The sequence below is a fragment of the Streptomyces sp. NPDC039465 genome (assembly GCF_055639315.1).
This window is the reverse complement of sequence record NZ_JBVKAP010000009.1, coordinates 132,352-158,140: the sequence shown is the minus strand read 5'-3', so window position 1 is coordinate 158,140 and position 25,789 is coordinate 132,352. Positions and strand designations below refer to the sequence as shown.

The 25,789-nt window shown below is 72.2% G+C and carries 24 protein-coding genes; 12 read left to right on the top strand and 12 right to left on the bottom strand.

What is annotated here, in order from left to right; translation table 11 throughout:
* Positions 1-4 precede the first annotated feature (4 nt).
* From ACZ7LT_RS27490 to ACZ7LT_RS27475, 4 genes are all read left to right on the top strand, one after another.
* Positions 5-541 carry a phage tail protein gene (locus ACZ7LT_RS27490; RefSeq protein ID WP_471238791.1) on the top strand — a complete coding sequence of 179 codons (537 nt, stop codon included), beginning with the start codon at positions 5-7 and terminating at the stop codon, positions 539-541.
* Positions 538-1,869, top strand: a complete 1,332-nt coding sequence (locus ACZ7LT_RS27485) for a zinc ribbon domain-containing protein (protein ID WP_471238790.1) — start codon at positions 538-540, stop codon at positions 1,867-1,869. Before ACZ7LT_RS27490 ends, ACZ7LT_RS27485 begins: the two co-directional genes overlap by 4 nt.
* Before the next feature lie 109 nt (positions 1,870-1,978).
* Complete coding sequence (locus tag ACZ7LT_RS27480; RefSeq protein WP_471238789.1) at positions 1,979-2,314, top strand: hypothetical protein; 336 nt, start codon at positions 1,979-1,981, stop codon at positions 2,312-2,314.
* A 205-nt stretch (positions 2,315-2,519) separates the two neighbouring features.
* Positions 2,520-2,777 (top strand): hypothetical protein, encoded by a 258-nt coding sequence (locus ACZ7LT_RS27475; RefSeq protein WP_471238788.1) that lies wholly within the window; start codon positions 2,520-2,522, stop codon positions 2,775-2,777.
* Between the two features lie 55 nt (positions 2,778-2,832).
* On the opposite strand, the gene ACZ7LT_RS27470 is transcribed toward ACZ7LT_RS27475, so the two are convergent.
* The 4 genes from ACZ7LT_RS27470 to ACZ7LT_RS27455 all read right to left on the bottom strand — a co-directional run bounded on the left by ACZ7LT_RS27470 (position 2,833) and on the right by ACZ7LT_RS27455 (position 6,091).
* Positions 2,833-4,713, bottom strand: coding sequence for an ABC transporter ATP-binding protein (locus tag ACZ7LT_RS27470; protein WP_471238787.1), 1,881 nt, complete (start codon positions 4,711-4,713; stop codon positions 2,833-2,835).
* Positions 4,710-5,216: a hypothetical protein gene (locus tag ACZ7LT_RS27465; RefSeq protein WP_471238786.1), complete on the bottom strand. Its 507-nt coding sequence runs from the start codon at positions 5,214-5,216 to the stop codon at positions 4,710-4,712. Before ACZ7LT_RS27465 ends, ACZ7LT_RS27470 begins: the two co-directional genes overlap by 4 nt.
* A 67-nt stretch (positions 5,217-5,283) precedes the next feature.
* On the bottom strand, positions 5,284-5,808 hold the full coding sequence (locus ACZ7LT_RS27460) for a MauE/DoxX family redox-associated membrane protein (RefSeq protein ID WP_471238785.1): 525 nt from the start codon (positions 5,806-5,808) through the stop codon (positions 5,284-5,286).
* Between the two features lie 94 nt (positions 5,809-5,902).
* Positions 5,903-6,091 carry a hypothetical protein gene (locus ACZ7LT_RS27455; protein ID WP_471238784.1) on the bottom strand — a complete coding sequence of 63 codons (189 nt, stop codon included), beginning with the start codon at positions 6,089-6,091 and terminating at the stop codon, positions 5,903-5,905.
* A 107-nt stretch (positions 6,092-6,198) separates the two neighbouring features.
* On the opposite strand from ACZ7LT_RS27455, the gene ACZ7LT_RS27450 reads away from it, so the two are divergent.
* From ACZ7LT_RS27450 to ACZ7LT_RS27440, 3 genes are all read left to right on the top strand, one after another.
* On the top strand, positions 6,199-6,753 hold the full coding sequence (locus ACZ7LT_RS27450) for a S26 family signal peptidase (protein ID WP_471238867.1): 555 nt from the start codon (positions 6,199-6,201) through the stop codon (positions 6,751-6,753).
* Entirely contained in the window at positions 6,750-8,684 is a 1,935-nt protein-coding gene (locus tag ACZ7LT_RS27445) for an AfsR/SARP family transcriptional regulator (protein ID WP_471238783.1), read from the top strand. The genes ACZ7LT_RS27450 and ACZ7LT_RS27445 overlap by 4 nt, the downstream gene beginning before the upstream one ends.
* Positions 8,685-8,769: 85 nt before the next feature.
* Positions 8,770-10,098 carry a ricin-type beta-trefoil lectin domain protein gene (locus ACZ7LT_RS27440; RefSeq protein ID WP_471238782.1) on the top strand — a complete coding sequence of 443 codons (1,329 nt, stop codon included), beginning with the start codon at positions 8,770-8,772 and terminating at the stop codon, positions 10,096-10,098.
* A gap of 79 nt (positions 10,099-10,177) precedes the next feature.
* Here the strand turns inward: ACZ7LT_RS27440 and ACZ7LT_RS27435 are convergent, their stop codons facing one another.
* Entirely contained in the window at positions 10,178-10,585 is a 408-nt protein-coding gene (locus ACZ7LT_RS27435; RefSeq protein ID WP_471238781.1) for a DUF5997 family protein, read from the bottom strand.
* Between the two features lie 57 nt (positions 10,586-10,642).
* On the opposite strand from ACZ7LT_RS27435, the gene ACZ7LT_RS27430 reads away from it, so the two are divergent.
* Positions 10,643-11,428 carry a LysR family substrate-binding domain-containing protein gene (locus ACZ7LT_RS27430; protein WP_471238780.1) on the top strand — a complete coding sequence of 262 codons (786 nt, stop codon included), beginning with the start codon at positions 10,643-10,645 and terminating at the stop codon, positions 11,426-11,428.
* A 19-nt stretch (positions 11,429-11,447) separates the two neighbouring features.
* Here ACZ7LT_RS27430 and ACZ7LT_RS27425 read toward each other — a convergent pair whose 3' ends face one another.
* The 5 genes from ACZ7LT_RS27425 to ACZ7LT_RS27405 all read right to left on the bottom strand — a co-directional run bounded on the left by ACZ7LT_RS27425 (position 11,448) and on the right by ACZ7LT_RS27405 (position 21,482).
* Positions 11,448-14,915, bottom strand: coding sequence for a hypothetical protein (locus ACZ7LT_RS27425; protein ID WP_471238779.1), 3,468 nt, complete (start codon positions 14,913-14,915; stop codon positions 11,448-11,450).
* Between the two features lie 14 nt (positions 14,916-14,929).
* A complete protein-coding gene (locus ACZ7LT_RS27420; RefSeq protein WP_471238778.1) occupies positions 14,930-17,089 on the bottom strand; it encodes a WD40 repeat domain-containing protein in 2,160 nt (719 codons plus the stop codon).
* 9 nt (positions 17,090-17,098) lie between these two features.
* Positions 17,099-19,852 carry a hypothetical protein gene (locus tag ACZ7LT_RS27415; protein WP_471238777.1) on the bottom strand — a complete coding sequence of 918 codons (2,754 nt, stop codon included), beginning with the start codon at positions 19,850-19,852 and terminating at the stop codon, positions 17,099-17,101.
* 150 nt (positions 19,853-20,002) lie between these two features.
* Complete coding sequence (locus ACZ7LT_RS27410) at positions 20,003-20,602, bottom strand: TetR/AcrR family transcriptional regulator (RefSeq protein ID WP_471238776.1); 600 nt, start codon at positions 20,600-20,602, stop codon at positions 20,003-20,005.
* Positions 20,603-20,765: 163 nt separating this feature from the next.
* Positions 20,766-21,482: a hypothetical protein gene (locus tag ACZ7LT_RS27405; protein WP_471238775.1), complete on the bottom strand. Its 717-nt coding sequence runs from the start codon at positions 21,480-21,482 to the stop codon at positions 20,766-20,768.
* A gap of 164 nt (positions 21,483-21,646) precedes the next feature.
* Between ACZ7LT_RS27405 and ACZ7LT_RS27400 the strand changes: the two genes are divergently transcribed.
* The 4 genes from ACZ7LT_RS27400 (at position 21,647) to ACZ7LT_RS27385 (ending at position 24,836) form a co-directional block, all read left to right on the top strand.
* Positions 21,647-22,303: a hypothetical protein gene (locus tag ACZ7LT_RS27400; protein WP_471238774.1), complete on the top strand. Its 657-nt coding sequence runs from the start codon at positions 21,647-21,649 to the stop codon at positions 22,301-22,303.
* A gap of 138 nt (positions 22,304-22,441) precedes the next feature.
* Complete coding sequence (locus tag ACZ7LT_RS27395; RefSeq protein WP_471238773.1) at positions 22,442-23,431, top strand: ornithine cyclodeaminase family protein; 990 nt, start codon at positions 22,442-22,444, stop codon at positions 23,429-23,431.
* Positions 23,432-23,575: 144 nt separating this feature from the next.
* Positions 23,576-23,809, top strand: coding sequence for a hypothetical protein (locus ACZ7LT_RS27390; protein ID WP_471238772.1), 234 nt, complete (start codon positions 23,576-23,578; stop codon positions 23,807-23,809).
* Between the two features lie 58 nt (positions 23,810-23,867).
* Complete coding sequence (locus ACZ7LT_RS27385) at positions 23,868-24,836, top strand: hypothetical protein (RefSeq protein ID WP_471238771.1); 969 nt, start codon at positions 23,868-23,870, stop codon at positions 24,834-24,836.
* 19 nt (positions 24,837-24,855) lie between these two features.
* Here the strand turns inward: ACZ7LT_RS27385 and ACZ7LT_RS27380 are convergent, their stop codons facing one another.
* Both ACZ7LT_RS27380 and ACZ7LT_RS27375 read right to left on the bottom strand, forming a co-directional pair.
* Positions 24,856-25,224: an ADP-ribosylation/crystallin J1 gene (locus tag ACZ7LT_RS27380; RefSeq protein ID WP_471238770.1), complete on the bottom strand. Its 369-nt coding sequence runs from the start codon at positions 25,222-25,224 to the stop codon at positions 24,856-24,858.
* Positions 25,225-25,289: 65 nt separating this feature from the next.
* Positions 25,290-25,610 (bottom strand): deoxyxylulose-5-phosphate synthase, encoded by a 321-nt coding sequence (locus ACZ7LT_RS27375; protein WP_471238769.1) that lies wholly within the window; start codon positions 25,608-25,610, stop codon positions 25,290-25,292.
* Between the last annotated feature and the right edge of the window lie 179 nt (positions 25,611-25,789).

Sequence of the window (25,789 nt, the reverse complement as noted above, 5' to 3'; positions counted from 1 at the left end):
CGGAATGGGATCCTCCGCGCCGATCGGCGCGATGCTGCCGGCCGTCTTCGCCGACGACGACCTGGCACAGCGCTTCGTCGCCGGACTCGACGAGGTCATCGCGCCCATCCTCGGTGTCCTCGACTGCCTGGACGCCTACTTCACCCCGGCCCTGGCCCCGGTCGACTTCACCCAATGGCTCGGCGGCTGGGTCGGCGCCGAGACCGACGGTACGGAGCCGGAGGCGCGGCTGCGCGCGGCCGTCGCCGCCGCCGCGTACCTGCACCGCGTCCGCGGCACCCGCCGCGGCCTGTCCGAGGCGATCCGGCTGGCCTTCGGGGTGGAACCGGAGATCAGCGAGAGCGGGGCCGCCGACTGGCACGCCCGACCCCTCGGCCCCGTCCCCGGCGAGCGCCGCCCACGGCTCCACGTCACCCTGCGGCTGCCCCATCCGACCCCGGCGGACGAGCACCGGCTCGACAGCCTCGTGGCGGCCGCCCGCCCCGCCCACATGCCCTACACGGTCCAGGTGACCGCCTCCGAAAGGAACCCCGAGAGATGACCAGGCGAACCCCCGGGGCCGCGAACTGCACCGAGTGCGGGACCCGGGCGGAACCCGGCCAGTCCTTCTGCGACTCCTGCGGCGCGGTGCTGGGCTGGACGTCCGAAGAGCCGGAACGGCACGCCCCGGCGGCCCCGGACTCCGGGCGTGCCACGGCCCCGGCCCCGGCCGCCGGTGAGACCCGGCCGGGAGGGGACGCCGCCGCGCCGCCGCGCACGGCCACCGGCACCGGCACCGCCCCGGCCCCCGCCCCCGTCGGTCAGGACCCGGCCCCGGCCCCGGCTGCGGAACGAACGGGAACAGCGCGAGCATCCGTCGCGCCTCCGCCCGCGGAGCCGTCGCCGGGGGAGCGGACCGCCCCCGTACCGCCCCAAGCGGCGGACGACACCGCCCCCACCCGGCCGGTTCCCGAGGCCGCGCCCGACGACACCGTCGCCCGGGCCAGGTCCCTGCTCGTACCGGTCACCGAGCCCGAACCCCGGCCCGCCGCACGGCCGTCCGTGGAGCCCGTACTGCCGGGCCGCCCGGTTGCGAACCGCCCGCAGGTACGGGCCCCGGGCCAGGAAGCGGGCACCGAAGGCGGCGTGCCATGTCCCTGGTGCGCCACCCCCAACCGACCCGACCGGCACTTCTGCGGACGCTGCGCCATGCCGATGTCCCGTGCCCCCGAGGCTGCGGGTCGGCCCCACCGGCCTTGGTGGCGGCGGCTGTTCGGCCCCGGCACGGGAGAGACGCCCTGGGCCGGCGACCGGCCGCGGCTGCGGCGCGGCTTTGGGCGGGTGATGAACGTGGTGGTGGGCGTGCTGGTGCTGGCCCTGCTGATCACCGCCGGACTGAACACGGAACGGGCCGTGAACGCGGTCCGGGACCACTTCGCCAAGCGTGCCCCGGTCGGACCGGAGAGCTTCAAGGCCTCGCGGTCCTTCCCCGGCCACGCGCCGCAGCTCGCCTTCGACAAGCTGAACAACACCTGGTGGGGGCCGGGCGTGACCCAGTCCGGTGACGGCGAATGGCTCGAAGCCCGCTTCGACCGCCCCACGCGCCTCCTGGACCTCGTGATCACCCCGGGCGTCTCCACCCGCCCCGACCAGCTCTCCCGCTCGGCCCTGCCGCACCGCGTCGACGCCGTGGTCACCACCGCCGACGGCAAGACCGTCACCCATGTCCTCACCCTCGACCAGGGCGCCGGAGGCCAGCGCCGCGCGTTCCGGGTGGGCGAGGTCACCGCTGTCCGGTTCGTCCTGCGCTCGGCCTACGGAGCCGCCGCCGACAAGCAGGTCGCCATCGCCGAGGTCGAGTTCTTCGGCCCGTCGAACAACCGGTCATAGCGGCTTGGCGCCGGGTGACGGGCCGGGTTTGTGACCGGCGATAATCACTGGTCAGAGCGAAACCCTGAGGTGCCGCACCCGAGCGCGGGCGGCAGGAGATGGAGAACCGGTGGACGTCCAGAACTTCGAGCGGATCAACGCGTTCATCGAGGCCCGGCTGCGGCCGCTGTTCGACGCCGAGACCGGCAGCGAGCACGGCTTCGGCATGGACGACACCTCGCGCGCCCTGCGTGCCCTGCTCAACACCGTCAAGGCGGCCGCGGCCGTGCGTGGGCTCGCCGAACAGCGCGAGGCGGCCGAGCCGGCGCTGCGCGAGGCCATCGACCACGCGCTGGAGCACAACTGGGACGTGCTGCGCGGTGTCGCCCGGAACTGGGAGGACCACCCCGACTTCCGCCGGGAGTTCAAGCTCCACGCGTGGGAACTGGACGGCGCCAAGGCCTGACGTTCTCGCGGAGGCAGCATCCGAGCCGGTACGGGTCGGATGCTGCCTTTTTTGACCGCGCGCGCACCAGAACAATCTCGTCACACCGGCAATGTCCATGCCCCGGCCATCGATCGGCCCGACGGTGCGATCTTGCACTTCGTGCTGACGTTCTGAAACCCTCCGTTCGATTCGCATGTAGCAGATGCAACGGAGGGGAACAGCCTTGTCCCGTAGTCGAATACGCCGCGCGTGGCTCACCGCGTGTACGGCGGCCACGCTCACCCTCACCGGACTCGCGGCACCCGCCCAGGCCGAGGAGCCCACCCCGCCGAGCGCGACCGACTCCACGATCCAGGAGCCCAGGGCGCAGGAGGCCCCGGCGCCCACCGTCGGCGCGCAGGCCTGGTCCGGGACGTGCACCGCGCTCTGCGAGCGCGGCCTCTACGGCTACAAGCTCGACTGGCTCCAGGCCCAGCCGTGACCGTGCCGGCCGCCGGCGCCGGCCCCCGTGCCCGGCGCCGGCGTCCGGACGCCTTTCACGACTCGGCCGCCGCGGGCTGAGGCAGATACCCCCGCGCCTGCACGGTGAACAGCCGCTCGTAGGCGCCGCCGGCCGCCATCAATTCGTCATGAGTGCCCTGTTCGGTGATCCGTCCCCCGTCGAGGACGACGATCACATCGGCCTCCCGAACCGCACTGAGCCGGTGCGACACCAGCAGACTCGTCCGCCCCGCCCGATGGGCCCGCAGCCGTGCGTGCACCTCGTACTCGGCCTGGGCGTCCAGACCCGCGCTGGGCTCGTCCAGGACCAGCAGATCCCTGCCCTGCCGCAGCAGCGCCCGGGCCAGCGCGAGCCGCTGCCACTGACCGCCCGAGAGGGTCGTCCCCGCCGCCGGGTCCTCCTCCTCGCCCTCCCCGTCGGCGAAGAAGATTCGGCTGAGCAGGGTGTCGTACCCCCGCGGCAGCGCCGTGACCAGCTCGTGCGCCCCGGCGAGAGCGGCGGCCCGGCGGATCTCGTCGTCGTCGCCCAGCAGTTCCAGCGCGCCGACGCCGATGTTCTCGCGTGCGGTGAGGTCGTAGCTCATGAAGTCCTGGAAGAGGACCGCCATCCGGGCCCGCAGTTCCTGGGGCGGGACGTCCCGCAGGTCGGTCCCGTCCCAGTGGACCGAGCCGCGCACCGGATCGTAGAACCGGCACAGCAGCTTGATCAGGGTGCTCTTGCCCGCGCCGTTCAGTCCCACCAGCGCGAGCGACCGCCCGAAGGGGATGAAGAGATCCACCCCCTTCAGCACCCACGGCTGCCGCTCGTCGTAGCGGAACCACACGTCCCGCAGCTCCACACCCCGCCGCAGCGCCGGCAGGTTCCGTACGCCCTCGCCCGCCGTCAGCGCCCGCGGCGGGGCGAGGTCGTCGGCCAGTTCGGTCACGGCGACGTGGTACGAGAACATCAGCAGCGCCTCATGCGCCTGGGCCAGCCCCGCGACCAGCCCGATCAGCGCGGCCTGCACCCCGGCGACGGCGGCGACGAACGCCGTCACGTCGCCCGCGGTCAGTCGGCCCGTCGTCGCCGCGTGCACGGCCCACACCAAACCGCCGCCGGCCACCGCCGCGGACAGGGCCGACAGCGCCCCCTGCACGACCGCTTCCCTGCGGTCGAGCCGGCGCTCAGCCGACTGGATCCCCGAAAGCTCCCCGAGCATCCGGTCCTTGAGGAAGGTCCCGAGGCCGAAGAGCCGCACCTCCTTCGCCGCCCGCTCCTCCGTCAGAAGCGCCGAGTAGAAGAGCTCCCTGCGCATCGCCGCCGAGGTCGCGGCCAGCATGCCCACCCGGCGTCGGGACAGCGCCAGCCGGCCGATCAGCACCGGCACCGCCGCGGCCAGCACCAGCACGGCCATCACGGGACTGAGCACGAACAGCGTGGCGAGCAGGCTCATCAGCGCGATCAGGTTGCGTCCGGTCTCCGCCGCCCCGCCGGTGACCGGCTGCAGCGTGCCCCCGGACGCCTGCGCCGCCATCCGCAGCCGGTCGAGATGGCGCGGGTCCTCGAACCGGGACAGGCCGTGGAAGCCGTTGACGGCGGTGTGCAGCCGGTCCTGGAGGAACCGGTCCATCCTGCGGCCGAGTTCGCTGCGCAGGTACTCGGCGAGCTGCGGCAGGAAGGCGCTGAGGAGCCCCACGCCCGCCAGACCCGCCGCGTACCACAGGGTGTGCGTGCCCTGGCCGCCCGCGAGGTCGTCGACCAGCAGCTTGGTGAGCCAGGCCGTGGCCGGGGGAACGAGCCCGGCCACCACAGCGAGGGGCAGATGACCCGCCCAGACGCCCGGCGCCGCCGCCCAGCAGTAGCCCCAGGCGGTCCGCAGGTGGCGGACGCTGCTCCTGGCCCTCGTCCCGTCCCCGGCCCCCGGCCCGCCCGTCACAGCGCGGGCGCCCGGGCGGGCAGCTCCGCCACGGCGATGCCTGCGCCGACGATCAGCCCGTCCTCGTCGACCTGGAGGAAGGTCGGGAAGGCCTTGATGTCGACCGCCTTCATCAGCGCGTCGCCCTGCGTGCCGCCGAGGACCGTGGGTACGCCGCTGAGCAGCGCGGTCAGTTCGTCCGCCGGGCTGCCCACCACCACCGCGGAGGCGGCCTCGGTCGCCGCCGCCGCGACGAACGCGGGCGCCTGCTCGTGGCAGGCCTCGCAGCCGACCGAGAAGAAGCCGACCGTGCGCGGCGCGCCGCCGGTGTGCTCGGCGAGCTCGGGGACCCGGCGGCCGACGAGCTCGGACGGGTCGTACGCGCCCATCGGCCCACCGGCGCGGGCCAGTTGCTCGAGCCGCTCCTCGTGCTCGCGCAACCGGCGCAGCACCGCGAGGACGAGCACGAGGAGGAGGAGGCAGAGCGCGGCGACGAGCACCAGCGCGACAACGACAAAGGCCATCACGGACTCCAGTCAGCGGTCCGGCCGAACGGGCCGGCCGGGTCGGTCCACCGGAGAGCTCCGGCGGTCAGCGAGGAAGCGGCACGAGAGTCAGCAGATCGTCCATCCGCACCACCAGCAGGGCGCCGACCGCCGCCGTCACACCCGCGATCACCAGCCCGCCCGGGTGTACGGGTGCGGACGGCGCGGCCAGGGCGGCGAGCCCCACCGCGGCGACGGCCGCGAGCAGGGCGTTGCGGATCACATGCGGCAGGCCGAGCGGCATGCTGGTTGCGCCGAAGCACCGGCACGGCACCTGCCGACCGCCCCGGCGCGCGGCCAGGATCCCGGCGACGAACGCGCCCAGCAGGACCAGCGCCAGCGCGAAGCCCGCACCGGCCGTCGCGGGAAGGACGAGCAGAACGGCCGTGGCGGCCTCCGCCGCGACCGTCGCCGCCGCCGCGGCGGTGCTCCACCGCCGCGGGAAGAGCCGCAGCGCGGTCAGTGACGAGGCGAAGGCGGTGAACGACGCACGGCGCCAGGACTTTCCAGCGGCCGCCGCGACGAAGACGACGATCAGCAGGAGACGGGCCGCGACCCCGATGTAATACACCCTCAGCTCCTCGACGTACGGTCTCGTCCCCACGTGCTCGGGAGGTGCCGGTCCGCCGGCTGGAACCCAGCGACGGACCGGCGGTCTGCCTCTCTCAGCACTCGCCGGAGCGGTAGCACGCCCCGCAGCTGGTCACACCGCTGGCGACGTGACACAGCCGGCGGTAGTAGAACGGCCCGCTGCAGTAGCAGAACTTGTAGAAACTCGTGTCGGCCTGGGCGGTGGTGCTCGGCACCAGGCCCTCCAGCACGCGGTCGCCGAGCTTCCTGAGCATCTTGTTCATGTGAGCCCCTTCCGTATCACCGCTGACAGGTGCGGTGCGGCTCAGGACCCTACGAGCGGCCCGTACAGCCGGGCGTACAGCCGATATACAGCGCCCGGCCATTGGCAATGGCATGCGAGCGAAGGCTGTGCCGGCGAGGGATTGACACCCGGCGCTCGGCGACGCAGGATCCTGATCACCGCCAAAGCTGCCTAAGGAGGGTGCAATTGCGGGTGGGACGGCTGACCGCCGGACTTGGTGCCGCACTTGTGACCGCCGCACTTGCGACCCTTCGCATGCGCAAATCGCTGGTGGTCGTCTCCGTGCGGGGCGACAGCATGGCGCCCACTCTGCGAGACGGCGAACGCGTCCTCGTACGCCGCCGGCCACTGGCCGCGGTCGGCCGCGGCGACATCGTCGTGCTCAAACCGCCGCGGATCGACGGACCGTACGCCACCGACCGCCACGGCGTCGGCTGGAACATCAAGCGGGTCGCCGCGCTGCCCGGCGAGCCTGTCCCGGACGGCATCGCGGGCGCCGCCCCGGGCGCGAGCGTCCCCGCCGGATCCCTCGTCGTACGCGGCGACAACCCCGACAGCATCGACTCCCGCCAGCGCGGCTTCTTCCCTGGCGACCAGCTCCTCGGCACCGCCGTCCGCAGACTCGGCGGCACCCGCATATGAGCGCCTCCGCGGACAGCGACTGTCCCAGACCCAAGGCCGTCACCTTCCGTACCCTCGGCACGCTCGAACTACGTGTGGCAGGCGTCCCGGTCCGGATCGGCGCGGACAAACAACGCGTCCTGCTCGCCATGCTCCTCGCCCACGACGGGCGACCCGTACCCGTCTCCGCGCTCGTACGCGAGATCTGGGGCGACGAACCACCACCGTCCGCCGTGGCCAACCTGCGCACGTACGTCATGCAGCTGCGCCGCCACCTCCAGGCCACCGGGGCCCTGCTGACCACCTCCCGCACCGGCTACGTCCTGCGCGTCGACGACGGCGACGTCGACCTTCCCCGCTTCCGCGCCAAGGCCGCGGACGCGCGCCGGGCCGTCGCCCAGCGGCGCCCGGCCGAGGCCGCCGAGCTCTACACCGAGGCGCTCGACCTGTGGCGCGGCCTCCCCCTGGAGAACGTCACCCACGGCGTGGCCCTGCGCGCCTTCACCCAGCACCTCACCGAATTCCATCTGAGCGTCGTCGAGGAACACGTCGGGGTCGAGGCGGCGCTCGGCCGCCACGGCAGCGTCATCCAGCGCCTGCGCCACGTCGTCGGACTCCATCCGCTGCACGAACGGCTCCGCGGCCGCCTCATGCTCGCCCTCTACAGCAACGGCGACGTCGCGGGCGCGCTCGGCGTGTTCGACGAAGCCCGTACGGCACTGCGTGACGAACTCGGCATGGACCCCGGCGAGGAACTGACCCGGCTGCACCGCGCCGTCCTGAACCGCGACCCATCCCTGGACCGCGACCCCGCCCTGGGCCATGGAGCACCCCTCACGTCCCCGGCCCTCACCGCCCACCCAGCCCCTCGTCAACTCCCGGCCGAGCCAACGGTATTCGTCGGCCGCCGCCGCGAGATCGGGCTGGCGCGCGAAGCCCTGCACGCCGCCCCCACCACGACGGTCGGCGCACCCACCGTCGTCTTCCACGGACAGGGCGGATGCGGCGCCTCCGCCCTCGCGCTCCGCCACGCCCACGACCTCGCCCCGCTCTACCCCGACGGCCAGCTCTACGCCGACTTCGCCGGCCCCGCCCCGTACGGCCGTCCGCCTGGGCTGCACGACGTCCTCAGCGGCTTCCTGCGCGCCCTCGGCCTGCCACCCGCGCAGATCCCCGACTCCACCGCCGAAGCCGCCCTGCGCTACCAGTCGATGCTCGCCGGGCGCCGCCTGCTGATCGTCGCCGACAACGCCCGCGACGCCTCGCAGGTACGGCCCCTCGTCCCGGCCAACAACGCCTGCGCCGTCCTCGCCACCAGCCGCTCCACCCTCCCCACTCTCTTCGCCACCCGCGTCCCTGTCCCCGTCCTCGACGAGGCGAGCGCGGTCCAACTCCTCGCGCTGCTCGGCACGGGGGAGCGGTTCGCCCGCGAACCGGGCGCCGCCGTGGACATCGCCCGGATGTGCGGCCGCCACCCCCTCGCCCTGCGCATCGCCGGTGCCCGGCTGGTCGCGCGGCCCGAATGGTCCCTGCGGGGCTTCGCCGACCGGCTGAGCCGGCGGGCCCACCGGCTCGACGAACTCCAGGCCGAAGGCCTCTCCGTGCGGGCCTGCATCGACCGCAGCTACCGCCGCCTCCTCGCCTCGCCCCTCGCAGGCCGCACCCGCGCGGCACGCGCCTTCCAGCTCCTCGGACTCCTCGACCACGACGAGTTCGGCCTCACCGACGTCGCCCGGCTGGTGGGCGCCGACCCGCGCGGGGCCGCCGGCGCCCTCGACGAACTGGTCGACGCCCGGCTCGTCGAACCCGTCACCGAGACGACCTTCCGCATGGACGAACTGACCCGCCTCTACGCGGCCGAACTGGCCCGGCAGACCGGGGTGTTGCGGCCCCTGCCGGGATTCGGCCCCCAGGTCCGTGCCGGGGTGCCCGCGCAGCCCGGCCGACGGTGACCTCTATCATCACACCGGCCCCGGGCGTCCCTTGGTGACGGCCCGGGACGGCAATCGTGCTTTCGACGAAAGGCCAACGGGGACTTTGCGATCCACACACAGGCGTCTTACAGGTAAGCGTCGAATATCCGTCGTCGCCGCGTGCGCCGCGGCGGCGATCGTCGGAGGGCTCCAGCTGTCGCCCGTCGCGTTCGGCACCGAGGAGGAGCCGAAGGCCGCGAGCGCGGCGCCGGCGCCCGCACCCACCGCGGTGCCCGACGCCCACGCGGAGGACTCCGGTGTCTTCCGCACCGACCACACCCCCTTCAAGGACGGCGTCATGTCCCTGGGTGCGGCACCCGCGCCCAGGGCGGCCGCCGCCGCCGCGGCCGCGCCCCCGGAGGGCGTGGGGTGGAAGCTGAGCGGTGCGACTCAGTGGCTCCCGACCGGCTACACGATCAAGTTCTACGACCAGAAGTCCGCGGACTGGCTCTCCCGCTATGTGAAGGCGTCGGCCGCCGACCTCCAGCGGATCACCAGCCTCCCGGTCACCGTCGACACCCGGCCCGTCGGCTGGGACTACGTCCGGCCCAAGGGCGAGGTGGTCATCGGTCTGCTGCATCGCCCCTGCGTACCGCCGGCGGGCAGCGGCACCATGGGCAGCACCGGCTGGAAGGTGGTCCGGGACGGGTCCGGCACCGCCAATCTCAGCTGCGGCTTCACCCGCTCGTCCATACCCGCCACGGTCACCAGCGGAGACGCGTACATCGACGACTCGTTCTTCACCGCGGACGGGAAGCCGACGGCCGCCATGGGCGAGATGTACATGCGCAACCACATCAGCCACGAGATCGGGCACACCCTGGGGCTGACCCACGCGAACCGCACCTTGACGCGGGGTGACTGCGTCAAGGGCACCGACTCGGGCCAGTTCCCGGTCATGTGCACGCCCGCCTACGCGTACATGGACAAGCGGGCGGGCAATTACGTCCAGCAGTTCGACGTCCAGGGCCTGCGGTACCTCGCCAAGGGCGCCGGCGCGGCACTGCCCCCGCAGGGCAGGATCAGCGGGCTCGGCGGGAAGTGCCTGGACGTGAAGGGCGGCAAGGCGGCCAACGGCACGCAGATCCAGCTCTACACCTGCAACGGCGGCGTGGCCCAGTCCTGGATCCTCCAGAACGACGGGACGATCCGGGCCCTGGGCAAGTGCCTGGACAACGCCCGTAACGCCAGCACCAACGGCAACACCATCTCGCTCTACGACTGCCATGGGCAGCCGGCGCAGCGGTGGTCGGTCAACCCCAAGGGCCAGATCGTGCACATCGCGTCCGGGAAGGTGCTGGACGTGACCGGCGGCCAGACCGCCAACGGCACCAAGATCCAGCTCTACACGGCGACCACGGCCAAGGCCCAGGTCTGGGTCGTCCCGAAGTAGCACCCGGGAACACGGAAGGGGCCGGACAGGCACATGCCTGTCCGGCCCCTTTCCGCTGTTCCAGCGGTACGGATACGGGTCAGCGCCGCGGGTCGTTCTCCGCGCGCGCCGCCTTCTCCTGCTGCTTCTCCTTGATCCGGACCGCTTCCTTGCGGACCTCGGCCTGGGTGGCGCGCTCCTTCTGGAGCCACTCGGGAAGCTCACGCTTGAGCTCCTCGATCTGCTCCGTGGTCAGCGGCTCGGTGATGCCACCGCGGGCCAGGCCCGCGATGGAGATGCCCAGCTTCGCCGCGACCACCGGGCGAGGGTGCGGGCCGTTGCGCCGCAGGTCCTGGAGCCACTGGGGCGGATCGGCCTGGAGGGCGTTGAGCTCGGTGCGTGAGACGACACCCTCCTGGAACTCTGCGGGGGTGGCCTCGAGGTACACACCCAGCTTCTTCGCCGCGGTCGCGGGCTTCATCGTCTGGGTGGTCTGGTGCGACGTCATGGTTCCAGGGTATCGAGCATGTGCGCGACCTCCGACCACGGCGGGTAATCTGGCGGGGTGACAGGCTCGGAAGTACCCCCTTCGTTCCGGCTCGCGTACGTCCCGGGAGTGACGCCCACGAAGTGGGTGCGGATCTGGAACGAGCGGCTGCCCGACGTCCCCCTCACCCTCGTCGCCGTGCCCGCCGCCGAGGCGTGCGAGGCGCTGCGCGGGCCGGGCGCCGACGCCGGCTTCGTCCGGCTGCCGGTCGACCGCGACGACCTCAGCGCCATCCCCCTGTACACCGAGACCACGGTCGTCGTGATCCCCAAGGACCACGTCATGGCCGCGGTCGACGAGGTGTCCGCCGAGGACCTCGCCGACGAGATCGTGCTGCACCCCCTCGACGACGTCTTCGACTGGGAGACCCCGCCGGGCCGCCCCGCCTTCGAGCGGCCCGCCACGACGGCGGACGCCGTCGAGCTGGTGGCGGCCGGGATCGGCCTCCTCGTCGTACCGCAGTCCCTGGCCCGCCTGCACCACCGCAAGGACCTCACCTACCGCCCGGTCACCGGCGTCCCGGAGTCCCGGGTCGCGCTGTCCTGGCCGCAGGAGGAGACCACCGACCTGGTGGAGCAGTTCATCGGCATCGTCCGCGGCCGGACCGTGAACAGCACCCGCGGCCGCCCCCAGACCCCGCCCCAGCCGAAGACCAAGCGCCCCGCCACGGGCGGCGCACAGCGCAAGCCCGCCTCCGGCAAGACGCCCGCCAGGTCCGGCGGCAAGCCGACCACCAAGAACGCACGCGGCGGCTCCGGCGCCCCGAAGGCAGCCAAGCGGGGCAAGCCCCGCCGCCGCTCCTAGGGCCGGGCGCCGGCGCGGATCAGCTCGGCCGCCAGTCGGCGGGGAGCGGAACGACGTCGACGAACACCGTCCGGTCCCGGAGCTCGACGGGTGCGGTCGAGGCTGGGGGCGCGTCGAGCCGCTCCACCTCACGGACGCGCAGCCGCAGCGGGCGGCTGCCGGCCGGCATGCGCAGCGTCGCCGGGGTCTCCGGCTGACCGCTCGCGAGGGTGGCGGACGGCAGCGGTCGCCAGGCGGGGATGCCGGCGGCGGGCGGGACGGTGAGGTCGACCAGGTCGATCGCGTCGGGCGCCAAGGCTCCCGAAGGCGTGTGCGCTTCCTCCAGGACGGCTTCCAGACGGTTGGGCGGATGGGGTCCTGCTCCAAGCAGCGACAGACGCAGATCCGGGCCGGTCCGCTCGACGATCAGACGGCGGTCGGGCAGAAGGCGTACCGGGTCCGACACCACGACGGGGGAGAGCGGGGACAGGCTCCGCAGAGTGTGGGGCTGGAAGCGGGCCAGGGCGAGCCGGACGAAGGGACCGTAGGAGGGGGCCGTCGACGGCGGAGCGATCTCGATGTCCGCGTACCACCGGTCTCCATCGCGTGTGACGAGGTAGGGGATGATCCAGACCGACGGTCCCAGGTCCGGAGAGGTGACGGGAGGCTCGCTGAAGCCCGTGAACCAGCTCTTGGCGGCTGTCGTCGGGAGCGGCGCGGACGCGAAGAGGGGGTCTCTGCCGAGCCGGGTCACGGGGATGCCGGGCGTGGCCCCGTCGGCCGCGACGAGGACCGCGAGGCGTTCGCCCTCACCGGTCTCGTACCACGGGCTCGCGAGTTCCACGCGCAGCCGCCGCGACGCCCTGGACCGCTCGATCCGGTCGGACGTCGCCTGCTGCTGCACACGGAAGGAAGGCGTCGTCGACCACAGCGAGAGGGCGGGCGGAGGGGCGCTGGAGGGGATGCTGACGGCCGCCTGAGGGGCACTCAACTGGAAGGCCTCGTCCGGGTCGTCCTCGTCGAAGTACGCACGGAAGCGGCTGATCGCCTTCAGCGTGTAGGTCACTTTCCGGTGCTTGGTGTCGCCGAACTCGTGGCGGATCGCCAGGCGGGGCGGATCGCCGCGGGCGATCGTCTCCCCGTAGAGGTAGGGGACGGTCTGATCGGTGACGCCGTCGTTCGACCATTCACGCCAGGTCGCGGAGATCTCCAGCCTGCCGGTGCTGTCGGTGTTCAGGCCGGTGGACGAGAAGACGGGCCGCAGAACGGCGTTGGTGTCGTTCGCAGCACGATCGACGTTCTCCCGCGGAAGCTGCCAGAGCGGCTGCGCCAGCGGCCGTCTCACCGCATGGACCAGGTGAATCCTGCGCACGGGTGAGAGCAGCGGATGCCGCCCGTTGAGCACGGCGACCTGCCATTCGTCGACCGGCAGGGGCACGCCCTCCGGCTGCTTCAGCCAGGAGGTGACGGCGAAGTGGCCGATGTATTTGTCACCGACGGTGGAGGACAGTTCGAGGACCGCCTCTTCGCCCTTGGCCAGCTGGATCTCCAGCGTGGCGCCGTTCCAGTCGAGCCAGAGGGGCGGGCTCGCGGAGGGCTGGTCGGAGAGATCGACAAATCTGGGGGCACTGGAGGGCCAGTCTTCCCAGGCGGTCCGCTCGGTGATCGAGGTGGTGAGTCCGCCGGGCTCGGCGGGAATGTGGGCGCTGATACCGCTGGTCGCACAATCGGGGAGCGCGTCCGCCAGGTCGCCTGTGGTCTCGGCGCGCAGGGCGCGCTGCGCCCGTTCCCACGTGCGCTCCAGGAACTGCGGGTCGGGGTCCTCGTCGCGCGACGGATCGAAGGCGCCGTGCTGCTCGGCGAGGGCGAAAGTGGTGGCCGGCGGGCGGAGCGTGCGCCGTTCGACCTTGGGGTACTGCGGGTTGGCGAGAGCGAACTGAGCGACGTTCATGCCGAGGTCGCTGCGGATGACCATCCGGTCGAGGGCGGACCCGGCGAGGAACGGGCCGTCGTGGCTCAGCCGCGGCGGCTGGATGGGCTCGCTCCGGGTGTACAGGATCGTCTTCGTGGCGTGAGTGGTGTCGTCACGGGTGTCCTCAAGGCTCGGCCCGCCGCCGGTGAGGTCGGCGATCCGGATCCGCAGCTGGTAGCGGGTCCCGAACCGCAGCCGCGGCAGAGTGCGGTCCGGCGGGGCGAAGTCCCAGCGGAACGCGTACGGAAGTGCCGCCGCGGGGCTGGGTACGGGCCCGGGGGAGTCGTCGAGCAGGTCGATGACGGGCGTCGCCAGCCCCCACCCGTCCCAACGGACCACGACCTCGTCGGCGTGCAGCCGCCCGTCGGGGGTCTTGACCGCCGCGTAGGGCGCGATGTGGCCCTCCTCCCACTGAGCGGCCTCGCCCAAGGTGATCAGCCGGCCGTCCGAATCCTCGACGGTGTACGTGGCCTCGCGCGCGCACAGGGGATGGAAGACGAGGGGATCTCCGATCCGGATGTCCACCCGGTAGCCGAGCACCAGGTCCTCGGCCGTGAACTCGGCGTTGGACAGGGCGGCTCCGGCCCGGCCGGCGGCTATCCCGGCGCGGGCGGTGAAGTCGGACTGGCGGTCGGGACGGATCAGCATGAGTCCGGGTGTCCGCAGGCCCGGCAGCGCGGGGCGGCGCTCGCCGGCGGCGTCCAGCGCCCTGGCCTCCGTACGCAGCGCGCGTACGGCTCCGTCCACGTCGACCGTACTGAGTGCCCACCGAGGGGTCGTGGCGCCCGCCCAGTCGAGCAGGCCGACACCCCTCAGATCCAGGAATCCCCGCCGGATCCCGCTCGATCCGTCGGCGGGGGCGGGCCAGAACACGCCGTCGGCGAGGTCGTACTTGGTCCAGGGAGAGGTGACGCCCACCGGCAGGTCCGCGCCGCGGACGCGCAGGAACCGGGGAGCCGTGCCGATGTCGAGGTCGTTCACCTCGGCGGTCAGCTCGAAGATCAGGCCCAGGGCCCGCAGTACGGTGGGGTGTTCGCGCAGCGTCGCCACAGCCTGGTGGAAGTCGATCGCCGGTGGGAGCGGCGGGAGCGGCTCCTCCTCCTGGACGGTGGCCGACAACGGGCTGTTCCACCGCTCGATCCGCTGCCGGACGGCCGCCTCGCCGTCGGATTCGGGGTCGGCCAGGATGCTCGTGCACTCCCGGTAGGCGGTGAGGACGGCCCGGGCATCCGCATAGGTCGGACGGACCTGTGGAGTGGGCTGTTCCTTCGGGGCCCACTCCTCGATCAGTCCCGCGTCCCCGTCGAAGAACGCGTGCCAGGCGTCGCTGTCCGCGACGTGCTCGTACCCCGGAGCACGGTCCACCTCATGGACGCCGTCGGCGGTCTTGACCTCCAGGGAGAACGACGCGTCGGCCAGCGCGGCCGGCCAGTCCCGCAGGTCGAGGTCGGTGAGAGAGCCCGTGCCCAGCCGGGGGACGACCATGACGCGGATCCGCAGCGTCGACGGCGAGGACAGCCCGGCGGGTACCGCCACCCACACAAGGGTGCTCACGGTCCTCGCCGTCCCGGGTAGACACGGGCCAACGAGTCCGCGCAGGCCGTCCCGAGGAGCTTCCCGTCGGGGCTGTACGCCAGGTCGTTCACCGTCGCGGGGTGGGCGAGCCGGGCGAGTTCGGTCCCTTCGTCCGCATCGATGATCGTCACCGTGGGAGTCGGTTCGTCGTTGACGAGCGCCAGTTCCGCCTCGGTCGGGTGGAAGACCAGCGTGGTGACCGTCTGCGGAAAGGCCAGACCTCGTACCAGTCTCGGTGGGTCGACCGCGAGATCGAACAGATTGACCGCGTGGTCCTTGCCCGCGGTCGCCAGCAGGGTTCCGTCGTGACGGAAGGCGACTGCGGTCACTTCACGGGTGTGGAGGGAGCGGCCGAGTTCTCGTCCGGTGGCGGTGTCGATGATCAGCACAACCCCGTCGTCGCCGCCGGTGGCCAGCCTTGAGCCCTGGGGGTTGAAGGCGATCGCCCTGATTTTCCCGTCGTGGGGGAAGCTGAACAGCTCCGCGCCCGTGGCCGGGCTCAGGATCCGGGTGGAACGATCCGCGCAGGCCGTGGCGATCCAGCGCCCGTCGGGGCTCGCGGCCACCAGTGTCACCGGCTGCGGGTGGGTGACCTGCCAGTTCTCGTCGCCCGTGGCACGGGCGAGGAGACGTACGGTCTTGTCCCCGCCGGCGGTGACGACGGCGTCTTCCCCGTCGGCGGAGAGAAACGCGACGCCGTTCACCTTGGCGGTGTGGGCGACCATCCACTCTCTGTTACCGGTCAGGGAGGTGTAGAGCCGGACGCCACCGTCGGTGCCACCCGTGGCGAAGTGGCGACCGTCCGGACTGAACGACAGGCAGGTGATCGACCCGGGCTGGGCCTTCTCCAGCACCAGCTCGCCGGTGTCGGCGTGGAACACCGACGACTTCGCCTCCGGGTCATGGCTCGCCGCGACGGCGAGCTGCCCGAGAGAAGAGGTGAGGGCGATCTTCGCCACCGGGCCTTCGCAGACGTGATGGGAGACGCTGGTGGGGTTCATGTCGTGTACGTGGACGAAGCCGGAGCCGTGGAGCGCCGTTCCGCAGAGCGCGAGCCGCCGCCCGTCCGGGGAGAACGCGAGACCCTTCAGGGGATCGGTGCCGTGTTCCCATACCGTGGCGCCCAGCTTGGAGTTCAGCACTCTCACTCCATTCGCCGACACGATCGCGATCTCCGGGAGCACGGGGTTGAACCGGACCTCGGCGGGGCTCTGCACCGGTGTCTCGAAACGCCGGCCGCCGTCCGCCACGTTCCACAACGCCATCGACTCCGTCCCGACCCTGACCAGACTCCGGCCGTCGGCGCTCAGCAGGGTCGGTCGACCGCCGAGGATCGGGTCTTCGAGTGGCACCGACGTACGGGTGTCACCGGTATCGGCGCTGAGCGTCAGCACCTGCCGCTCGGTCACGACGACCAGCGCGGTGCCGTTCTCGGTGAAGGCGAACTGCGCGACGGCTTCCGGGAGCGAGGTGACCCACCGGGTCGCGCCGGCCGTGACATCGACGAGGACCATGCGGGTGGAGTCGGCCACCGCCAGCGATCGGGAGTCCGCACTGAAGGCCGCGGGAAGCAGGGGCGAGGACAGGGAGCCGAGTTCGAACCGTACATCGCCGTTGTCCGCGTCGAGCAGGAGCGTCCCCTGCCCTGTCACGGCCAGCAGCTTGTCGTCGGGGCTGTAGCCGATGTGCCGTGCCGCCGCATCCGGGTCGTCCCGCCCCCAGAGCACCGCCCCGGCCGGGGCGGCCAGCACACTGATGCGATCGGGAGGCACCTCATAGCCCGTGATGGTGCCGGCCTCCTCCCTGTTGAACCGCTCGCATTCCTCCCGCTTATCGGGCGGCAGATCGCTGCAGTCCAGGTACGGTACGAAGATCGGCTCCTTGCGCCCCAGCCGGGCCGCGACGGCCACCCGTCCTCCGTCGGAGCTGATCGCCACGGATCTGGTGTCCACCGTCTCCCTCGACCAGCGCGTCTCGCCCGTCGCGGCGTTGAGTATGCCCACCTGAGAGCTGTACCCCGTGTGCGTGGGATGGGAGCCGAACGCGGCCAGGCTCTGCCCGTTCCGGCTCCACACCACCTGACTCGGCGCGAAGGAAAGAGTCGCCGTGGCCAGGACCTCACCGATCTTGCTCATCTCCGGCTCCTAGCTGGTGTGGGCGAAGGCGGCCTGGTAGGCCCGCCAGCGTTCCAGCCCCTGCGCGGTGTCGCGTGGGGCGGCGGCGAAGCTTCGCTCCCGGCTTCCGCCGCCGGCCAGCACCCATGTCCCGCTGTCGAGTTCGATGCTGTCCGACCACAGGGTGAGGTCGATCTCGATGACCAAGGTCGCCCGGCCGACGAGAGCCTTGGTGGCGGACTGGTAGGCCAGCGTGATGCACAGCTCGACCGAGACCGACACGAGCCCGAGAACCTCGACGCACCCGCCGATCCGCAGGTAGCCGGTGAGCGTGACCTCGCGGCCGGCCATCTCGTACCTGACACCGCCGAAGGCATGGACCTCACCGCGGGCGACCACGAAGTCGACGGCCAGCATCGCGCCGAACTCCAGAGCCGCCTCCAGCCGCTGCAGCCCGGTGTGGTCGAGTTCCAGCTCCAGGTACCCGCCGCCGCCGAACATCAGGACGGTCAGGGTGAACGGGTTCTCCCGGCTCGCGAAGCCGAGGGTCACCGAAACCGGCCGCCCGTCGAACGGCACGGCGATCTCGGTGTTCACCGCGAAGTCGCGCATCACGAACGCACTCGCCGAGACCACGGGCAGCGGCAAGGAGTAGCGGGCGACAAGACCCGCCGGTGTCACATCGATCTGCGGACCGGTGCCACCGAGGTCGACGGCCTCGCCCAGTTTCTGGAGCAGTTCCAGCTCGCCGAGGAACGTCACGTCCACCTCGCCGACCTGAACCCTGGGCGGGCCTCCGCTGTGGTGGGTGAAGGACAGCGACGCGAACCGAAGTCGCAGCAAGGGCTTGGCCGGAGTCGGCAGCACCAGCGCGAAGTCGTGCACCGTGCAGGCGGTGTCCGAGCCGTCGGCCGAGGCCGTCACTTCCAGGTCGAGGGTGCTCCCGTCGGCCGGTGTGAACGGACCACTCTCCTTGAGCTTGACCCCTGTCCATTTCATCGTCGTTTCCGGAGGCCGGCCAGGGTGGAGGTCAGAGGTGATCGTCGGCGGTGCCTTGAGGTCGGTGATCAGATCTTTGAGTGCGAATCCCAGCAGGGTCGCGTCGGCGGGGAAGAGGCGAGCCGGGTCTATGAGCCCCGTTCCCGGGGCGGGCCGGGCGTCCAGATCGATGGGCCCCTCGGTACGGGAAAGCGCGTTCACCTTGAAGCAGGGGGCCACGAGACCACCGGACCGGTCGGAGCGGCCGACGAAGCTGATGTCGAACGGCGTGGTCAGCTCCAGCAGCACGTCCTGGCCGGCGCCTTGGTTCACGTAGGTCGCCGTAAAGCTGGCCTCGTGCAGGTCGTCCTTGCCGAGCAGGGTGCGCAGCGCGGGCAGCCGCACCGCGAGAGCGCTCAGCACCGGTCGGTACCCGGTGGGATGGGAGCTGCCTTTGACGGTGAAGCCGTGCACCTCGTGGACATCGCCGCCGCCGCGCTGGGGCGCGCGGACGAGATCGAGGGAAAGCCCGGGAAGGGCGACGGGATGCGGCTTGTAGACCGTGTCCGAGAGATGCTTGGCCAGGGCGGGGTCGGTGAGTGACGTGAAGCCGGGCTGGGACACATCGGCGACGAACACCAACGGAAGCTCGAAGTGCACGTCGCCGGGTGAGGCCGCGCACCGGACGGGAAAGGACACCGGCCGGCGGTTCGGCGCGGGCGTGCAGGGTTGGAAATAGACGCCGCGGTGCACCTGCCCCGTGACCGGGTGTCTGAAGTCCTGCCAGACCGCCTCCTCGATGTCCGGATACCCGAGCGTCGTGATCTCGACGTCCCCGAAGGGGAAGGCACGAGTGGCGGGTCCTTCGGGCGGCGGGTGACGCACCGGCTCGATGACGGTGAGTACGTACGTGCTCCGCAGCACGGCCGCATGACCGGCCGTCTGATCGAAGATCCGCTCGCTGAGCTCCACGTACTTCGCCCGGTGGCCCAGGGGGTAGAGCACGCCGGAGGTCACCGTACGGACCCGGACGTCCCGGCCCAGTACCGCCTCGTGCTCCCACTCGAAGGCCTCCCACCTGCCGACGGCCGACAACGTGCCGCCCAGGGAGCTCAGTTCGAGCCGGGTGGCCGGTGCGGGACGCGAGCGGGCGTTGTCGGCGAGCCGTGTCCGTTCCACCAGGCCCAGCGGAAGGGAGAAGCCGGGGTCGGCCGACTGCGCGGTGTCCCGGTCGATGGCGCGCAGCGCTAGGCAGGCGTCCTGTGCCGGGGCAGTCGGGTCCAGCTGGTCGGCGACAAGCCGGGCCCGCCACAGCCCGGAGACTCCGGCGACCGTCACGGGAAGCACCGGATGGACGGAGCTCCATGCGTGACCGCCCAGACGGTCCTCCACTGAGAAGATCATGCGCCAGGGCAGTTCGAGAGCCGTGTCAGCGGCCCCCGGAGGGGAGCCCGGCGGGATCGGCCGGCCTCGTCCGACTGCTTGCAGGACGCCGTCCACCGTCGGGACGAAGGTGGTGCCGCGCGGCAGCCTGAAGGCGAGCCGGCTCGGTCCGCAGAGAGCGGCCCGCCATACCGGCACGAGGGTGCCGGAGCCCGACGGCAGGGTCTGCGGCGCCGCCTGCCCGCGCCGCGAGGTCTCCTCGGCCACATGCTGAGGAGGAAAGGTGAGCACCAGCTGAGCGTCGTCCCCGACCGCCTTGAGTACCGGCATACCGTCGGCGCGCGTCTCGGTGATGCTCAGACCCGACCAGCTCACACCGAGCAGCACGTGATCCGCGGAACGGACGAGCAGGAAATTCGGCACGACGATCACCGATTGTGTGAATGGCAAACTTCTGATGGGCCATCGGGACGTGCTCTGATTTCAGGGTCTCTCCGCGCCCAAAGCCTGTCAATTCAGTCACCGCGCAGGTGCCGGCCGCCGCTGCCGGGCCGGTCCGGTCTCGGGCCGGGCTCAGTCCGGTCGCAGGGTTCGCCAGATGCGGTCCGGCAGGATGCGCTCGGCCTCGGCGAGGTCGACCTCGTCGTACGTGGTGGAGAGCCAGCGGCGCGCGGTTTCCGCGAGCGGGCCGATCACCAGCGATTCGAGCAGGTGCTCCGGGGTGGGCAGGATCTCGCCGGCCTCGACCTTGGGGCGCAGCCAGTCCGTGATGCCCGCGAAGTTGACCTCCTTCAGGGCCTTGATCTCCTCGGCGTGCGAGGCGAGATAGCCGGAGTAGGCCGAGGCGTGCAGGAAGAGCGCGGCGTCGCGGTGTTCGACGGTGAAGCCCAAGTACGCCTTGACCAGGGCGCGGATGGCGGTACGTGGCGTACGGCTGCGGTACAGCGCGGCGTTCATCGTGTCGCAGAGCTGTTCCAGGCAACGGCAGTAGAGGCTGGCGGCGAGGCCGTCGAAGCTGCCGAAGTGGTGGTACAGGCTGCCCAGGCTCACCCCGCTGGCTTTGGTGACCGCGTTCACCGTGAACCCCTCCTGGCCGGAGGTGGCGTAGACCTGGAGCGCGCTGGTCAGGAGGCGGTCGACGGTGGCCTCACCGCGTTGCTGCTTTGGAGACATGGTTCGGTCCCGTCGACGTCGTCTCGGACAGCCTGGTGCGATCCGAACTGAGGGCATTCGGAGGGAATATGGAGGGCCACTCTAAAACACCTGGTGGGCGGCGTGCTCCGGGTGTCCACGGCTGGAATTCGGGAACGTCGCGCTCGGGTCTTCCTGGTGTGTGTCAGACGGGGCGCGTCTCCCGGCGCGCGTACTCGGTCGCCACCAGCTCGTGCCGCATCTCCTCCATGACCCCCCGGGCCGCGCGCAGCGCCGCACCCGCGACGACGAGCACGCTCGCGGCGCTCAGCGGCACACGGTCCGCGATCCCGAGGAGCGCGAGGGCCGCCATCGGGAGCAGCGCGACACAGCCCAGCAGGAGCGCGCCGACCGCGCTGACCCGGGAAAGTACGTACCCGAGGTAGTCCGCCGTCGGCGGGCCGGGGCGGATTCCGGGGACGAACGCCCCGGTCCCGCGCATCCGGTCGGTGACCGCGGCGACGTCGAACGCCGTCAGCGCCCGCAGCTGAGCCCAGAGCACGACGAGGACGAAGACCGCCGCCATGCAGCCGACACCGCTCGGCCGCAGCGGGACTTCGACCGTACGCAGCCAGCCGGCGTCCGGCCACAGCCGGACGAGGAACGCGGGCAGCTGCGACAGCAGCGTGACCCAGATCAGCAGGGTGAAACCGGACCGGGCGAGCGGGATCGGGATCCTCGTGTCCGTCCCGCCGTAGGCGCGGCGGCCGATCATCCGTTTCGCGTACTGGACCGGGATCTGCCGCCGAGCCTGCTGACCGACGACGACGGCGGTCACACACAGCAGCATGACGAGGGGTACGACCACGAGGACGAGCCCGCCCCCGGCGTCGGAGGCGGTGGCGAGCTGACCAGGCAGCACCGCCACGACCTGTGTTGGGAACCCGCCACGGACAACCGAGCGCCAACCGATGGGTGCGCGGCCCGATGACCGGAATATGGCGGCCCTGGCCAGGGGGGAGCGCCTGCGTCGTGCGGCCGGGCCTGTGGCAGGCTGAGGCGGACGTACCTGAGGGGGAACAAGCGATGCACAAGCCCAGCCGGCCCGAGGACCTCGACCGCCCCGAGCGCCTGTGGGCCCGGGCCGTGACGATGGCGCTCGTCGACACGGCCTGCTCGGACCACACCGACTTCGCGCTGGACGACGACGGCGTCTGGTGCCACTCCACCGGCGCCGGCGGCTGGTGGCGCCTGACCCTCGTAGGGGAGGAGCGCGCCGTGTTCTGCGGGCAGGACCCCGACGGCAGCCACACCCATGTCGGCGGCGAGCAGATCGACTTCCTCGCGGGCGGCCCGGACTGGCTGCCCTGGGAGCTGCTGCGGGACGACGCCGAGGGCAACCTCTTCGGGTTCGTCTACTGGTGGGAGGGAGGGGCCTGGCACCGCATCGCCTACCCGGACGAGCTGAGCGAGGACGGGCTGGACGGAGCCGCGCCCTGGGCCGGCTCGCAGGAGGAGTTCGTCGCCCGCACCGCCGAATGGCACGACCTCCCGTACGAGGCGGAGCGGCTTCTCGGTGAGGCCCTCGTCCGGTTCGTGGCCCTCGCCGAGACGCGTACGGTCGACGCGAACGCGGTGACCGAGCTGCTGGCCCCCGCCCACGTCGAGGGCCGCCCCGCTCCCCGCCTCGACGTGGCGCTCGCCTACGCCGCCCGCGCGGGCATCATGGCCGAACGGCCCTAGCATCCGGCACCGTCCGGCAGCAACCGATTCCGCACTCCGCGGCGCCGCCCCGCGAGTCGCCGTCGCGTCGGCGGGCTCGCGGGGCAATGCTCGGACCATCAGATGGTGACAGCCGTGGGCAGAGGTGGAGGTGGGACGGTGCTGGTTCTCGGTCCCTCGCAGGTGGAGGCGCTGCTCGATCCGGACGAGCTGATCGAGGCCCTGGCCACGGCCATGGCCGACCTGAGCGCGGGCCGGGCGCACGCCCCGGACCGTATCGCCGTGCTCGTACCACAGCAGGACGGGCTCCTGGCCACCATGCCCGCCCATGTCCCGTCCACCGGGACGCTGATGACCAAGCTGGTCTCGCTCTTCCCACGGAACGCCCGCACCGCTCTGCCCACCCACCAGGCCCTGATCGTCGCCTTCGACCCGGAGACCGGCGAACCGACGGCGCTCCTCGACGGCACCGTCATCACCACCGCCCGGACGGCGGCCGGTTCGGCGCTCTCCACCAAGCTGCTCGCCCGCGAGGACGCGTCCGTCCTCGCCGTCCTGGGGACGGGAGTGCAGGCCCGCTCGCACGCCCGCGCCCTGAGCCGGGTACGGCCCGTCCGCGAGATCAGACTCGCCGGCCGCGACCCGGCCAAGGCCGTCACCATCGCCGAGGAACTGTCGGTCAGACTCGGCATCGAGGTCCGCCCCGCGGTCTCCTACGCGCAGGCCCTCGACGGCGCCGACCTCGTCGCCGCTGCCACGCACACCATCGAGCCCGTCGTCCGGCGGGCGTGGCTGACCCCGGGCGTCCACGTCACCTCCGTCGGCTTCAACCCGGCGGGCCGGGAGATCGACGACGAGACCATCGCCGACGCGCTGGTCTGCGTCGAATCCCGGCAGGTGGCCCTCGCGCCCTTCCCCGCCGGCAGCAACGACCTCCTCCAGCCGATCCGGGACGGCGTCATCGGCCCCGAGCACATCCACGCCGAGCTCGGTGAACTCGTCGCGGGCACCAGACCGGGACGTACCTCGGCCGAGCAGATCACGCTCTACAAGTCCGTGGGCGTCGCCGTGCAGGACGCCGCCGCGGCGGCGCTGGTGATCGCCGCGGCCCGCGAGCAGGGGGTGGGGGAGGAGATCACCCTGCGCTGACGGGGCTGCCCGACGGGAACCCACGGAGCGGTTGGTCCGTTGGAGGGGTGCCTGGTGTGGCTCGCGGCAGTTCGCCCGCCCCGCGGGCCCGCGCCCCCGCACCCTCGATACGTCCGACACGCTTCGCACCCCCAGGGAGAACACATGCCCGGCTTCCTCGACCGAGCCAAGGAACAGGCCTCCAGCGCACTCCAGCAGGGCAAGGAGAAGCTCGACGACGTCCAGCAGCAGCGCGCGGGCAACGACCTGCTGAAGAAGCTCGGCGCCGCCTACTACGCGGAGCGGCGCGGCAGCGGCAGCGCCGACGCCACCCAGCAGGCGCTGTCCGCCCTCGAAGCCCACATCGCCACCCACGGCGACAGCTTCCTGCGCGGCTGACCCACGCGGCCCACCGCGGCGCGCGGAGACGCCCACGATCCGCGCCGCCCGCCCCACCATGACCGACAGTGGGGCCGTGGACATGGACATCGACGAGGTCGTCGGGGAGCTCTACGGGCTGCGGCCCTCGGAGTTCATCGCGGCCCGTGACACCTACGCCGCCCGGGCCCGCTCGGCCGGGGACACGGCGGCGGCGAAGCGGATCGCCGGACTGCGCAGGCCGACGCTGGCCGTCTGGGCGTCGAACCTGCTCGTACGGCGGCGTCCGGCCGAGGCCGAGCAGTTCCTGCAACTGGGCCGCGCGCTCCGGGAGGCCCACCGGTCCCTGGACGCTGCCCAGTTGAGAGACCTCGGCCACCAGCAGCATCACGTCATGGCCGCGCTCGCCCGCCAGGCCGGGGATCTGGCCGGTGAGGCCGGGCAGAGCGTGAGCGAGAGCGTCGTGCAGGAGATCGAGCAGATCCTGCGCGCGGTGCTCACCGACGAGGACGTGGCACGGCAGTGGGCCGGCGGAAGCCTGGAGAAGGCCCCGGCGGCGCCGGTCGGCTTCACCGGCCTCGAACCCGCCCCCGGCGCCGCACCGGCCCGTACGCCGACCAAGGCAACGGGCGGCGAGCCGGCGCCCGCAGCACCCGCACCGGACGCGGCGCGGACGAAGCGCTCCACCCGCGCGGCGGACAAGCGGCGCACCGCCCAGCTGGAGCGGGCCCGGGCGGAGGCGAAGAAGGCCGCCCAGCAGGCCGAGCGTGCCGCCGGCGTCGTACGGGAGGCCGAGGCGGCGCAGACCGAAGCCACCGGCCGGGCCGAGGAGAGCGGGGAGCGAGTCGCCGACCTGGAAGGCCGGTTGCGGGAGGCCAGACAGGAACACCGGCTGGCCCGTACGGACGCGGACCGGGCCACCCATCAGCTGCGTGAGGCCCGGGCCGAGGCGAAGACCGTGCAGCGGACGGCGGACGCGGCGCGCCGCGCGCTGGAACAGCTGTCCCTGAGCGCCGAGTCGGAGACGGAGACGGCGGGTGGGGCATGAGACCGATGCCCCACCCCCCTCACCGGAAGGTGTGCACGACCTCGATCCGCCCGACGATGTGCGCGTTGAACTCGTCGAGCTCCTCCGCCGGAACCCACAGCTCCAGAATCGTGCGGCCACCGGCCTGCTGGACCGGATAGCGGGCCAGGAAGGCGGTGTCGACCTCGAAGCGGGTGACGTGGCCGACGCCGCTGTGAGGGACGTTCCAGTCCCTGGCGATCTTGATCGCGTAGTCCTCGTTGAGGACCGGGTAGAAGATCGGCTGGTCCGGCAGCCGGGGAGGCCACGCGCGCCACTGGAGCTCCTCGACCAGAGCGAGCTCCTCGGGGCCGGTCGGGCGCCACAGAGTCGTCGTGCCGGTGGTCGTCGTGCCGGTGGTGCCGCTCATGTCCGTCGCGTCTCTCGTGCGGGTCGTCAGTGGGTCGTCAGTCGTCAGTCGGTCCATGGTCCGGGTCAGGACCGGGTCAGGGAGCGGGCGAACGGTTCCCCGGTCGCCTTGGCGCGGGCCATCCGCTCCTTCACCTCCCGCAGGGTGCGCGGGCGGTAGCCCGGACCGCCGCAGCAGCTCTTGTGGAAGCGGACCCCCGCGTGCAGCAGCACCGAAAGCGTGCGCCACGCCGCCGTGTCCCGGCGCCGGGGCGGGGCGAACGCGGACCCCACATGGATCAGCGTGCGCGTGCAGCGCGGGCACACCCGCTCGCGGCCGCGGTCGTACGGCTGCTTGTAGGAGGCCCGGCACGGCAGGCACACATAGGAGGTCTTCGCATGGCCCATGCGGCACAGGGTATGCGGGCCGTTCCCCACGGGGCGACGGAGATTTCGGCGCGGCCGCTCGCGGTGCGGGGGTGACGGTGCGGGCCTAGCCTGGGAAGAGTGTTTGTCCTCTTCAGGCAGGAGGCTGCCGTGAAGTGCTCACAGATACGTTTGCGCAGGGCGTGTGCGGTGGTGGCGGC